Origin of the sequence: Maribellus sp. CM-23 (assembly GCF_021354595.1) — a bacterium.
Classification (GTDB): domain Bacteria; phylum Bacteroidota; class Bacteroidia; order Bacteroidales; family Prolixibacteraceae; genus Draconibacterium.
Genome location: NZ_JADWYJ010000002.1, coordinates 164,521 through 179,837 on the forward strand (window position 1 = coordinate 164,521; position 15,317 = coordinate 179,837).

5 protein-coding genes are annotated in these 15,317 nt (G+C 44.6%); all 5 read left to right on the plus strand.

The annotated features are described in order from the left end of the window. Positions 1-381 precede the first annotated feature (381 nt). The 5 genes from INQ51_RS07935 to INQ51_RS07955 all read left to right on the plus strand — a co-directional run bounded on the left by INQ51_RS07935 (position 382) and on the right by INQ51_RS07955 (position 15,284). On the plus strand, positions 382-1,602 hold the full coding sequence (locus INQ51_RS07935) for an ABC transporter substrate-binding protein (protein WP_233377438.1): 1,221 nt from the start codon (positions 382-384) through the stop codon (positions 1,600-1,602). Between the two features lie 34 nt (positions 1,603-1,636). Continuing rightward, entirely contained in the window at positions 1,637-2,152 is a 516-nt protein-coding gene (locus tag INQ51_RS07940) for a phage tail protein (protein WP_233377439.1), read from the plus strand. 7 nt (positions 2,153-2,159) lie between these two features. After that, positions 2,160-3,299, plus strand: a complete 1,140-nt coding sequence (locus tag INQ51_RS07945; RefSeq protein ID WP_233377440.1) for an ABC transporter substrate-binding protein — start codon at positions 2,160-2,162, stop codon at positions 3,297-3,299. 10 nt (positions 3,300-3,309) lie between these two features. Continuing rightward, complete coding sequence (locus tag INQ51_RS07950; RefSeq protein ID WP_233377441.1) at positions 3,310-10,467, plus strand: choice-of-anchor D domain-containing protein; 7,158 nt, start codon at positions 3,310-3,312, stop codon at positions 10,465-10,467. Between the two features lie 440 nt (positions 10,468-10,907). Then, positions 10,908-15,284: a GLUG motif-containing protein gene (locus INQ51_RS07955; RefSeq protein ID WP_233377442.1), complete on the plus strand. Its 4,377-nt coding sequence runs from the start codon at positions 10,908-10,910 to the stop codon at positions 15,282-15,284. Positions 15,285-15,317: the final 33 nt, after the last annotated feature.

Sequence of the window (15,317 nt, forward strand, 5' to 3'; positions counted from 1 at the left end):
AAATGAATTCAAGTGATTTAACAGTTGATGCAATTTACGACAATATCATACACCAGTCAACACTCATATTGATTCTAAATAACAATCAAGCAACAAATGACTGAAAATCAAAACTTTTAAATCAACAAACTTTACTAAAATCAAAATTATTTATACAAAAATCCGCAAAGGTCATTGAAAAATAGATTCTGAATGCCTACATCCGATGTCATTAAAACGTCCTGAGAATTTGATGGAAACAAGGTCTATTTTAACAACACTACTCTTTTTTCCTAAAAACACATAAAGATTATCGATTAAACAATATATGCATAGGCTTTCATTTAAGATATTATTGTCTTAAATTGTATGGATTTTAAATTTTCAATACCACAAATCTTCATGAATAGTAGAAGAAATTTTCTAAAATATGCCGGCCTGGCTCTGGGTACAGCTGCTACAAGTGTTCCTTTTTCAGTAAAAGCATCAAATACAAAAACGAATTCTTACAAAGCTGGAATTCTATTACCCACTTCGTTGAAACATGCTGAATATCCCGAATCGTTTATGAACGGTATAAACCTGGCATTGAGTAGTGTTTCTGCTGAAAGTTGCCGAATTGAGCTGATCATAGAGTCGGTAAAATTTGGCTACCCTTCCCAGGCAACAAGGAAAGCCCAGAAGTTAGTAAATGAAAACCAGGTTGACTTAATTGTAGGGCTTTTGAATACGGAAGTGGCCCAAAGCATCAGTGAAATTACCTCTCCTGCCAAAATACCAACCATCATTGCCAACGCAGGCGAAAACTTCCCTAACGACGAAATGATACACAATCCATACCTGGTTTTTAACACATTGGATCTTTGTCGCAACTCGGCCCTTGCCGGTAAATTTATGGTGGAGAATTTTGGAAAGAAGCTGGCTCTGGTTTCCGGTTTGTACGACAGTGGTTATGACGCCATATACGCATTCCAACACGCCGTTAAAGAGTCAGGCGGAACGATTACAAATGTTTTTATCAATAAACAGGATAAAAAGCAATTCTACGACCACACAATAAAGCAACTGAAGGAAAAGGAAGTGGAAGGTTTATTTCTCCTTATGAACGGAGAGGAAGCCAATACTTTCCTGCAGGCTTATTCCCGCAAAAAAATATCAATCCCGGTAATGACCACTTCGTTTGTTACCGAAGAAAAAGAGTTGCTCCATGCGGGAAATGCACTCAATAACGTTTATCACCTGAGTTCGTGGGTTAAAAACCTGGATAATAAGGAAAACCTACGTTTTGTATCCGCTTACATCGATAAATACGGTGTTGATCCCGATCAGTTTAGTTTATTGGGCTATCAAACAGGACTGATTGCAGAGAGAATCCAAAACAACAAAAGCAAAAATATCACTTCCGGTGATTTCGCCATTGATTCTCCGGTCGGTCAATTAAAAATGGATACCCAAACCGGGATGATTGAAGGCCCGGCTTATTTATGCAGGACATCGCAAGGAATCTTCTCACTACCCGAGAACTTTGTACTCGACAAAATCGAAACGAAAAACACTTTCGTAAACAATCATAATGAAGAAAACATTCATTCAGGCTGGCTTAATCCTTACCTGTTTGTCTAATACAATTAATATTCACCATTAAATCTTTTTAATTATGGAACCATTTATTGGTCAGATTCAAGCTTTTGGATTCAATTTTGCACCACGTGGCTGGGCATTTTGTGATGGACAATTATTACCGATTGCATCGTACACCGCTTTGTTCTCTTTACTGGGGACAACCTTCGGAGGCGATGGACGAAATACTTTTGCCTTGCCTGATTTACGGGGAAGAACCATTGTACATCCCGGCCACGGTCCCGGATTAAGTACAGTTAACTGGGGACAAAAATCCGGAGTAGAGCAAGTGACGCTTACAACCTTGAATATGCCGTCGCACAACCATAACTCTTCGGTTATTGTAAATACCGGATCAGGTGAAGCCTCCAGCCCTACCGGCTACCTTGCCGCTCACGCCGGTGCATATGCAGAAGACCCAACTTCAGGCGCCAACCTGGCAGGAGTGAGCAATTTGAGTGCTGGAGGTAGCCAACCATTCAACATTCGGAATCCATTTGTAGGAATTTACACCTCTATTGCTTTGGTAGGAATTTTTCCTTCAAGAAACTAAGTTTCAGATGAGCATTAAAATAGGCATACTGTTACCCCGGTCGGACATGTTTCCGACCCTGCCCCTTGATTTTCTCAATGGGTTTAGGTTGGCACTTTCTGTCCGGGGTGACAATGCTGAAGCTCCCAAACTATTGATTGAAAGCATTGGAAATGCAACCGGAGATTCTGTTTTAAAAACGGCAGAGAAAATGATACTGCAGGAAAATGTCGATTTGACCATCTCCTTTTGTGGTATCTTCCACCTCCGGGAACTTGTGGAGGCGTTTACTGCCTATAAAAAGAATCTCATTCACATTGATTTTGGAGGCAATATCATAAACCGCGAACATGTTAGTCCGTTTGTCATACACCACTCCTTGAACCTATGGCAATCAGCCTATAGAGCAGGAGAAACAGCGGCCCTCGAAATAGGTAAAAATGCAGCAGTTGCAGCTTCTTTTTACGACGGAGGATATCATCTTGTGGAAAGCTTCGTCCGGGGATTTACCGCCAAAGGAGGAACGATCATCTTTCCCTATGTGGCTCCCTTCGATTATAAATCAGAATCTTATCAAAATTTAGTTGACGGACTTCAGTACCACAAACCTGATTTTGTGTACTCTCTTTTTACCCACAAAGAAGGACAAAAGGTGTTAAAAGTCCTTTCTGAAAAATTGGGAAATAAGGACCTGCCCTTTATCTGGTCTCCATTGATTGACCTCCGCGATGAAGTTTCGAAAGATTATGCCTTAAAAAGGATTCTTTCCTTCTCTACCTGGAATTTTAATTCGGACGAACCGGAAATGCAAAGTTTCCAAAATGCCCACACAAAGAAATTCAGTTGCCCCCCCAACCTAATCAATCTATTGGGATATGAAGCGGCTTTAACCGTTTTAAATTCAGTCGACAGCAGCGGAAAACTTCCTCCAGAACTTGGAGCCTTCTCATCCGGGCTGTTAACCAGAGGCCCCCGGGGAGAATTGACCTATAATTCATACCATGAATCTCAGACGCCTGCACATTTCGTACAGCAATACGATTTTACAGAGCAGCCATACTCTCGTACAGTCATAAAAACACTTGCCTTAAATGGTGAAGAAAAACTGTACGAACAATTTAAAGACCTCCCTGTTTCCGGGTGGCAAAATCCCTACATCATAACTTAAAACATTTCGCATGAAAACATTTACGTTCATTCTTTCTTTAATACTAATGGTTTCAGCACAATCGCTTTTTGCTCAAAAGGTTGTTGTGATTGGTATGAACCACGAAACTCCTGACGGATTCTCGTTCGTAGCAACAGAAAACATTCCTGTAAATGAAGTAATTTACTTTACGGATAACGAATACAGTGATGCTGCCAATGCTTTTACCTTTAATGGTCAATTAACTGGAGAGGCAGTTGTTGTATTTACAGTGACATCGGCTCTTTCTACCGGCGATGTTGTCTTTGTAAAAGAAGTTTCATCCAACACCTTTACTGTTAGCGGTAGTGGTGGTACCGGAACAGCTATCATCTCAAGTGAACCAGATCAAACTTTCAATATAACTTCCAACGGAGATGGATTATATGCCTATGCAGACAATGACGAGATTCCGACCAATGGTATCACCCAAATCTATTCTGTAATGTACACCGGTTCGGGAGAGACCCCCATCCAAAATGGTGGAGCAATTCCTGCTGGCGAGAATCCTGTTAGTGATTATCCCAATGCTGTTGTTGTGGATGGTTTTCCCAATGATGCAAATGACCTTGCCGGCCCCATAAGAGTAGAATACAAATTTGATCCCGTAGCTGAGAGAAATGCGGTTAGCCAAACGGCCTTGGAAAATCCCAACAACTATTTGAGTTACGCAATTGCTCAGGACCTATCATTAGTTCCATTCACAAACTTTAATTTGTCGGGAGCCAACCCTGTTTTGACTGTTTCTGCATCGCCTGTTTCCGTACTTGAAAACAGTGGCAGTTCAATCACTTATACCTTTACTCTGAGTGAGAATGCAAGCAGTAACATTACTGCAAATTTCAGCGTTGGAGGAATCGCCACCTTAACCACCGATTATACGCAATCCGGGGCTGCATCCTTTAATGCGTCTGCCGGAACCGTAACTATTTCAACAGGAACCAATACTGCATCAATAACAATAACACCGGTTGGAGATGCCGGTCTGGAGCCAGACGAAACTATCGTCCTAACGCTTACCTCCGGAACAGGGTATGATGCCGGAAGTCCTTCATCTGCGAGTGGAACAATTGTAAACGACGACACACAATCTGTTACTCCTTTGGTGGCAATAACCGGAACAAACCAGGAAGATCCGGAAGGCTTTTCCTTCGTGGCTCTCGATAATATTTCAGGTGGAACACTTATTTATTTTACTGAAAATTCATTCAACACAAATACGTTGGCATTTACCGGTACAGAGGCGGTTTTAAGCTGGACTGCACCAGCCGGTGGCGTTCTTCGCGGAGAAGTAATTGTTGTAAAAGAAAATCCGGCAAATACTTTTACTACCAGCAGTAACAGTGGCAACAGTGGCAGTATTTCGCTCATTAGCGGAACAATGTCTTTTGCCACTACTGGAGAAGGTTTTTATGCTTACACCGATGGCGACAGCAACCCTCTAAATGGCGTTACCGAAGTTCATTCGGTGCTGTATACCGGTAATTCTTCCACTTCCGGTGGAAATATACCGGCAGCAGAAGACCCTTCATCAGTTTACACCGGAGCTTTGGTTGTTGATGGATTTGCAGCAACTGCTCCAGGCAGAACAGAGTACGATCCGTCCAAAAGAAATATAACGGTCGACAATGCAAACTTTCAAAACGTAAGCAACTGGCTACATGGACTAAGTAACCAGGATTTGTCAGTTGTACCGTTCAGCAATATCATCATAACAACCGGTTCTCCCAATCCTACTGTAACCCTCGCGGTTTCACCTTCGAATGTAGTGGAAGACGCAGGAGATACACTTTTCTATACTTTTACGATGATTGCGCCCGCTTCAGGAGACATAACCATAAATTTTGACGTTGCAGGAACTGCTAATTTTACGTCAGATTACACGGTTGACGGAGCTGCAACTTTCACGGCGTCTTCAGGTAGTATCGTAATTACAGACGGAACATCTTCTGCTGTTTTGGCGGTTGTTCCGGTGCCCGATTCCGATGTCGAAATTCAGGAGTCTGTTCAACTTACCATTACTTCGGGAACAGGTTACGACGGAGGCTCTCCCAACGATGCAACAGGTACTATTTCAAACGACGATACCAGCGCATCGGATCCCCTGGTGGCCATCACCGGTTTAAACCATGTAGATCCGGATGGCTTCTCATTTGTGGCAGCGCAAGATATCCCCTCCAACACAAAAGTCTATTTTACGGATAATTCGTTCGATAAGAATACCCTGATGTTCTCTTCGGGAGAAGCAGTACTGTCCTGGACCTCACCGGCATCCATTGTACCAGCCGGCCAGGTAATGGTTGTTACCGAAACAAGCCCCGATGTTTTCACGATTACAAGAAGCAACGGTTCTCCTGAGACAGGAAGTATAGTATTGGAGTCAGGAGACCTGGCACTGGCGACCGACGGAGAAACCTTTTATGCCTACAAGGATAACGACAATGATCCTACGAACGGAGTGGAAGATATTTATTCGGTTTTATATACAGGCGTGGTTTCTTCATCCGGTGGAACAATTCCAACTTCTGAGGATCCCTCCGGAATATACATACAGGCACTGGTAGTTGATGGTTTTGCGGCTACAGCACCCAACCGGACCGAATATGATCCGACAAAAAGAAACGTATTGGTGGATGATGCCAATTTTCAAGACCTCAGTAACTGGCTGTATGCTCAAACCAACCAAACGTTATCAACAGTGCCTTTCGACAGTTTGGATATTGTGATCGATTACAACACCGATCCGTTAATAACAGGCCTGCCAACCGACGTTACGGTAACGGAAGATGTTGCAAGCAATGTTGATCTTTCTGCGGCGCTCTTCACGGATGATGCCGGAGACAGTACGGTTATGTTGACTTTAACCGTTGGAAAAGGAACGCTGACTGCCAGCTCAGGAGGAGGCGTCACGGTGAATGGATCAGGAACATTAGTCCTCGAATTAACCGGAACTCCAGTCAACATTGATACCTATTTGAATACGGCATCAAACATAAAATACACCGGAGAGCTGAATGATTATGGTGACAATGCCACTACCCTTTCGCTGGTTGCCAACGATAGTGGAAATACCGGTCTTGGTGGAGGCTCTGACGTTGATTTGGGAACGGTTAATATCGATATTACCGCAGTAAATGATGCACCTGTCGTAACAACTTCACCCAGTATCTCTACATTTACAGAAGGAGGCAGTGCTGTAGTAATTGATAGTTTCATTACTGTAACCGATGTTGACAATATGACGCTCGCGTCAGCATTAATTTTTATCTCCGCAAATTTCCAAAATGGAAATGACTTTCTTTCATTTGCCAATACAAGCGGAATGGGAAATATTACGGGCAGTTATAACTCTGTCAACGGCGCCCTTTCGTTAACATCATCAGGTGCAACTGCTACTTTAACCGAATGGGAAACTGCGCTAAGAGCGGTAAAATACGGCAACAATTCAGATACACCTGATGCAAGCGGTGCGAATCGTACAATCAGTTTTACGGTGGGCGATGGAAGCACAGCAGCCCTGGTGGTAACCCACACTGTTAACATCCAAGCAGTGAATGATGATCCAACCGCCACAGGATTCCCTGCCAGTATTAGCGCCATTGAAGATATACGGACTACCTCAATTGATTTATCATCGGTAACCCTCTATGATGTGGATGCAGGAAATTCAAACCTTACCTTAATCATTTCGGCAGATAACGGAACACTGACAATTGCTGCCTTTACCGGTATCGTCCAGTACGTCGGAAATTTTATGGATACGATAAAACTAACAGGCCCCATATCGGTATTAAATGATTATATCGATTTAATTACCAACCTTACTTATAAAGGAAATCCGAATGTGAGTGGAACAGCAGCTGATGTTCTTACAATTATGCTGAACGATAACGGTAATACCGGAACAGGCGGTGGAACCAATGTGGTTTTAGGAACAGTAAATGTGGATATCACCCCGGTAAACGACCCGCCTGTAATCGACAGTGTAAACGGAGAATCCTCGGATATCTTCCGGGTTATCGAAGCTCAAAATATTGACTTGTTTGATAATGCGACTGTTTCGGATATTGATTCGTACGATATGAACGGAGGTTTCATCACCATTACCCAAAGTAGCGGATCGACAATCGCCAACTGGGGGCTTGACGGTACAACTACCACTTCGGGTGGTGATTCAATAATTTCAGCCGGCGAAACCATTTCAGTGAATGGCACTTCGATTGGAACGGTTCACGCCACCAACGACGGGCAGGGAGGAAATGCACTCGAAATTAACTTTAACAGTGCAAATTCAACCAGTGCAAACATACAAATCTTATTAAGGGCATTAACCTATTCTGCTCCTTCAGGATTTGGTGAACGCATTTTTACATTGACACTTAACGACGCCGACGGAACTGCCAACGGTGGAGATCAGGATACGACCGCCACCTTTACCATCAACGTTGTGCCCAGTGCTCCTGTACTGGCAAACATTGATGGAGACAATGCCCAGATACTGGTGGGTGGAGCGCCAGGCAATATTGATGTTGGAGGAGATGCTACGGTTACTGATATTGATAATAGCAACTTTTTGGGAGGTAATTTATCCATTGTTCAGAATTCAGGGACTGCCAACGGCAGCTTCTCGCTCACAGGTTCGGGTACAACAGGGGTTTCATCAGGAAATATGTCCACAACGGCTGACGGAGCTATTTCCGGTGCTGAAGTTATTTTTGTTGACGGGGTTGCCATTGCTTTCGTTGATGCCATTCTTAACGGACAAAATGGGAAAAATCTCAGTCTTTTTTTCTTCAGCTCCAACGCAACCAGGGAAAGAGTACAGGCGTTGCTTAGAGCTTTGCGTTACACCGTTCCATCGGGGATAGACGACCGCACTTTTACGATTTCTCTTACCGATGCCAGTGTATACGCAGCAACCGGAACTGCTGACATTACCATCTCAGTGCTTGCGCCTGAGATAGATCTCTTCCAGGGAACTACGGCCATTGCCAACGGCGAATCGTTTAGCTTTGGGAACCACCTGGTAAACGCAACCATTGATACAACATTTGAAATCAGAAACAGTGGGCAAGGCGGCTTATTACTTTCTACCCCGTTGAGTCTCACCGGAGCCGATGTATCTCAATTCAGCATACAGTCACAGCCAGCTTCAGATATTGCATCTTCCGGTTCAACTACATTTACGGTTCGGTTTGCCCCCACAACATTCGGCACCAAAAACGTCTCTCTCTCAATTCCGAATAATGACCCGAATGAGGATCCATATATTATTGATATACAAGGATTCGCCACAGACACGACCCCGCCTGAAGTTACTTGCCAGGACATTGGGATTGTGCTCGATGTAAACGGAGAAGCAAGAATCTACCCGGGCTTTGTCAGAAAAGAAGCCTCCGATAACGACGGCATTGCGTCCTACTCGTTGGATATCAACAAATTTGACTGTGCCGATATCGGCCCCAACGACGTGGTATTAAGCGTAAGAGACTTTGCCGGTAACGTGTCGACCTGTACCGCAACCGTAAGCGTTTACGACAACATGGCGCCCGAAGCTATCTGCCAGGACATTGAAATTTCGCTAAACGCCCAGGGCGTGGCAGAAATCGATCCATCGATGATTGACAACGGATCGACTGACGAATGCGGAATCGTTTCGATGATGCTTTCACAAAGCGTGTTTACATCCGCTGATTTGGGAGAAAACACAGTTACACTTACCGTAAGCGATGCCGGCGGCAACGAAGCCTCCTGCGAGGCCAAAGTGCTGGTAAAAGATGAGATTGCCCCGGTGGCAGCATGCACACCGGTCAGCATCTGGCTATCGTCCGATTCGTATGCACTTTCGGATGAAGACGTTTTCATGATTGCCGGTTCAAGTTCTGACAATGCATCTTCGTACGAAAATCTTCAGATTGAAATCACTCCTTCAACCTTTGACTGCTCCAACATTGGCGACACAATTCCGGTAAGCGTCAGCGTTACCGATGAAGCAGGAAACGAATCAACCTGTAACACGATGGTGTATGTGCATTCGGCACTGGAGAATCAAATTGATGATATTGAGATTACTTTGGGTGAAGGACTATGCGAAACAGGCATTGACTATCCTGAAGTTCTTTCACCTGCATCCTGCGCAACACTGACCCAACTCGAAGGATTGGGAGCAGCCGGTTTATTCCCGGTCGGAACAACGCTTGAAAGCTGGGAAGTGATGTACAACAACCAAAAAGACACGGTTTCTTTTTCGGTGATTGTAACTTCTCAAAATGCCAATCCAACCCTTGATCCGATTGCAGATATCGACACCACCGGGCAGGTTCCGGAGTTGACCGTTTCTTTGTCGGGGATTTCTTTTGGTGCCGATTGTGCCGGCCAGGACATCACGGTAATGTCAAGTGGCGTTAACCCGGCAGTGGTTGAAAACATCAGTGTAATGTACACTTCTCCCGATTCTGACGGGCAACTGCTTCTCGGCATCCCGGCTTTGGCCAGCGGAAGCGACACCATTACCGTAACGGTTACTGACAGCGAAGGCGGCTCTGTTTCCCGAACGTTTGTGGTAACCGTCGACGATACCAACCAGGCTCCGGTGGTTCTTACTCCGGTAGCCGATCAGGATGTGATTGCCGACCGAACTTTAAGCGTTTCGTTGAAAGAAACCTTTGGTGATTCGGACAACGATATGCTTTCACTGGAACTATCCGTGGAAGACGGCAGTGCCCTACCCGATTGGATCAGTTTTGCCAACGATACACTGGTGGCTATGCCTGCTATTGCTGATACCGGCTGTGTGACACTGGTTGTTACCGCCACCGATCCTTCGATGGCGTCGGCAAGCGATACCTTTGTGGTTTGTGCGCTCGACTTCCCGGTAAGTGTGATTGATATCCCAACCGGCGGGCTGAGCCTGAATATGTATCCCAACCCGTCGAAAGGACTGGTTACCCTGGAATTTGACTCCCCGGTAAGCGGTGACATTGAACTGATGGTTAGCGATATGGGCGGAAAACGGATTTTGCAGAAAACCTACCTGGCAGGCGAGCGAATCGACTTTAACCTGTCTGACCAGGTTTCAGGAATGTACCTTGTCAATGTCAGGGCCGAAAATCAGGTATTTGTGCGGAAACTCATTCTGAATAAAAAATAAAATCTCTGAAATAAAAAAACAGGAATCCAAAACGGGTTCCTGTTTTTTTATGCAACAGCTAACCATCTGCCAATATTTACCAAAATCCGGAACAGAAATACCGTCTCAATTCGGAATACAGACATAGATTATTGAGTCATTCCCTGACCACAAAAAACACAAAAAAAATAAAAGACACTATTGTCTTTTATGATTCATATTTTTATATTGTACAATATTTTTTAAACAATAAAAACTATTATAATAAACATAACTTCATGCTTAAAGTGAACTCTCAATATTCAAGGAAGCAAAATACCCAGGCGACACAAACACCCACACATCATTCATAATCAAAATACTAGACATTAAGAATATATAATCCCAAATGGTTCCGAGTGTGGAATTACTTGAAGTTGTATAGGAAAACAAGAACAATAATTATATATAAATTAAATTACATGAAATTAACTTTTACTTCAATTTTCATTTTTTTTGCACTGGCAGGGAACGTACTTGCCGGCACCTATAGTGGCGGTAGCGGAACAGCTTCAGTCCCTTATCAAATAGCGACACTAAACGATTTGCTTGAATTGAGCCAAACCACAGCAGACTGGAGTGCCCACTTTATTCAAACAGCCGACATTAATGCTTCCTCAACTAGTGGATGGAATGGCGGGGCCGGTTTCTCTCCCATTGGTGTTTCAGGATATCCATTTAAAGGAACATACAATGGCAATGGACACACCATCGACAACTTATTTATAAAAAGGAGCACCAGTGGGTATATTGCCTTATTTGGACTCGTGTTTAACCCTGCAGTCCTAACAGACATTCACCTTACCAATGTAAATTTCGAAGGAGAATTCTATGTAGCTGCACTTGCCGGATGGAACGAGGCTACTGTAAGAAACTGTTCTGCATCCGGGAACATAGTTGCCGCCGATTATGTTGCAGGAGGTTTAATAAGCATGAATCTTGGAGATATCTTCAATAGCTATTCCTCTTGTTCAGTCACCAGTTCCAACTACGCAGGAGGCCTGGTTGGAAGTAACAACGGAGACAGTGGCACCGGCTACATTGTTAACTGTTATGCCAGGGGCTCTGTAAGTAGCCCTCAACGCACCGGAGGACTAATTGGTTACATTGTTGGCGGAGAGGTTGAAAATTGCTATTCCACAGCTAGTGTAAATTCCGGCTCTTCTTCCATTGGCGGACTTATAGGGCGTTATTTTAGCGGAACCATTACTAATTCATTTTGGGATATAGAGACGTCAGGGCAGAGCAGCAGTCAAGGCGGCACAGGCAAAACAACCGCTGAGATGAAGACTCTGTCAACGTTCTTAAATGCAGGCTGGGATTTTGAAGTTGAAACCAACAACGGTAGCGAAGATATTTGGGATATTGATAATGCAAGCCAAACGATAAATGATGGTTATCCATTTTTTGACATGCAAAATGGAAGTGCGATCTCAGTATCAACGGTAGTTCCGACAATAACTGTAAGTAATCCCAGCAGTCTGCTTACAGCTGGCAGTCCGGTGAGTTACAACATTGAATACAGTGGTGCGGCTACTGTTAATTTATCAGCTGCAAATATCACACTAAACAAAACCGGTTCTGCTGACGGAACGGTGACGGTAGCTAACAGCACAACCATTTATCCGACCGTAACTATCAGCGATTTAACAGGAATCGGAACATTAGGTATCAGAATTAGCGCAGAAACATCGACAAGTATCAACGCTTTGGCTGATGCAGGCATTGGCGCCAGTGCAACCTTTTCAGTAGTTGACAGCACACCTCCCAATGCAATTTGTCAGGATATTACAATCAGTCTTGATCCAAATGGTCAAGCACTTCTAACTGCTGAACAAATCGACAATGGTTCATCCGACAACATCGGAATCGATACCATGTGGCTTAACAACTATGATTTCTCCTGTTCAGAACTGGGCGATAACGATGTAACACTTTATGTAAGTGATGAAGCAGGAAATGTTGACTTTTGCGAGGCAATTGTTACCGTTACCGATACTACAGTCCCGGTTTACATGGGAGAAGAATTATTGACTTATTATGCATCTGATTCCACGTGTTATGCCAATGTTGCACTTTCTGCAGGGCAAGAAGCACAAGAGCTAATCTATTCAGAAACGTTTAATCAAAACAACAACTATTGCCCCGGTTCTCCGCAATATGATAACTGGGTAAATATCAGAAACCAGATTATCCCGGGAAAAGTTAAAGAAATCCGGGCAAGTAGTTCATTGTCATCTGAAGCTCTGGTTCTCGATGAGGTTGATTTGGTCCAACAAATCGCACTGGCATTGAAAAATGGCACAGACCTATCTGTTACTGCCATCGACGGGAACGTATGGACAGTTGATACGGGTTGCTCTACAGGCTGTTCAAATGAAACAGATGCTATCGAACTTAACGTTAATGCCTTTGGAACATGCAGTTGTTCCGGCGCTTCAACCGGAATTGTTTTCAGACCTTGTATAGGCAACTCGAATTGGGGAGGATTTGGGACTCAAACTTGCAGCGCTCAAACACAAACGTTGACCCTTGTTATCGTTCATAAACCAGATATCTTTTATTCTGACAATTGTGTGATTACAAGAACACTTCTTTCGGGCTTGGGGGACATGGCAGATTACCCGGTTGGAACAACAACCAATACTTACAAACTTGAAGACCAGGCAGGCAACTTTATCATACAAGATGTAACTATTGAGGTTTTGGACACCGTAAAACCCTTTGTCCTATGTAAAGACATACTTATTCCGCTCGGCCAAAGCGGAACCACTACACTTACCGCCAGTCAAGTTGATGGCGGCTCTTACGACAATTGCGACATTGATACCATGTGGCTCGATAAATACGATTTTACTATCGCCGATACAGGAAGTAATGCCGTTACATTAAGTGTACAGGATATCAGCGGAAATATTTCCACCTGTATGGCTACCGTCACTCTTGACGCTACTCCTCCCGAAGTTACCTGTCAGGACATTGGGATAGTACTCGATGTAAACGGAGAAGCAAGGATCTATCCGGGCTTTGTCAGAAAAGAAGCCTCCGATAACGACGGTATTGCGTCCTACTCACTCGACATCAACAAATTTGACTGTGCCGATATCGGCCCCAACGACGTGGTGTTAAGCGTAAGAGACTTTGCCGGAAACGTATCGACCTGTACCGCAACCGTAAGCGTTTACGATAACATGAAGCCGGAAGCTATCTGCCAGGACATTGAAGTTTCGTTAAACGCCCAGGGTGTGGCTGAAATCGATCCATCGATGATTGACAACGGATCGATCGACGAATGCGGAATCGTTTCGATGATGCTTTCACAAAGCATGTTAACATCCGATAACTTGGGAGAAAACACGGTTACACTTACCGTAAGCGACGCCGGCGGCAACGAAGCCTCCTGCGAGGCCAAAGTGCTGGTAAAAGATGAGATCGCCCCGGTGGCAGCATGCACTCCAATCACTATTTGGCTGTCATCCGATTCGTATGCACTTTCAGATGAAGACGTTTTCATGATTACCGGATCAAGTTCTGACAATGCATCTTCGTACGAAAATCTTCAGATTGAAATCACGCCTTCAACCTTTGACTGCTCCAACATTGGCGATACAATTCCGGTAAACGTCAGCGTTACCGACCAGTCAGGAAACGAATCAACCTGTAACACGATGGTGTATGTGCATTCGGCACTGGAGAATCAAATTGATGATATCGAAATCACTTTGGGTGAAGGCGTATGCGAAACAAACATTGACTATCCCGAAGTTCTTTCACCGGCATCCTGTGCAACACTGACCCAGCTCGAAGGACTGGGAGCAGCCGGTCTATTCCCGGTCGGAACAACGCTTGAAAGCTGGGAAGTGATGTACAACAACCAAAAAGACACGGTTTCTTTTTCGGTGATTGTAACTTCTCAAAATGCTAATCCAACCCTTGATCCGATTGCGGATATCGACACCACCGGGCAGGTTCCCGAGTTGACCGTTTCTTTGTCGGGGATTTCTTTTGGTGCCGATTGTGCCGGCCAGGACATCACGGTAATGGCAAGCGGGGTTAACCCGGCAGTAGTTGAGAACATCAGTGTAATGTACACTTCTCCCGATTCTGAGGGGGAACTGCTTCTCGGCATCCCTGCTTTGGCCAGCGGAAGCGACACCATTACCGTAACGGTTACTGACAGCGAAGGTGGCTCTGTTTCCCAAACTTTTGTGGTGATGATCGACGATACCAACCAGGCTCCGGTGGTTCTTACTCCGGTAGCCGACCACGACGTGATTGCCGACCGCACCTTAGCTGTTTCGCTGAAAGAAACCTTTGGTGATCCGGACAACGATATGCTTTCACTGGAGCTATCCGTGGAAGACGGCAGTGCCCTACCCGACTGGATCAGTTTTGCCAACGATACACTGGTGGCCATGCCTGCCATCGCTGATACCGGCTGTGTGACACTGGTTGTCACTGCCTCCGATCCGTCGATGGCTTCGGCAAGCGATACCTTTGTGGTTTGTGCGCTCGACTTCCCGGTAAGTGTGATTGATATCCCAAGCGGAGAGCTGAGCCTGAATATGTATCCAAACCCGTCGAAAGGACTGGTTACCCTGGAATTTGACTCCCCGGTAAGCGGCGACATTGAACTGATGGTAAGCGACATGGGCGGAAAACGAATTCTGCAGAAAACCTACCTGGCAGGCGAGCAAATCGACTTTAGCCTGTCTGACCAGGTTTCAGGAATGTACCTTGTCAGTGTCAGGGCCGAAAATCAGGTCTATGTGCGAAAACTCATTCTGAATAAGAAATAAAATCTCTGAAATAAAAAAAACAGGAATCCAAAA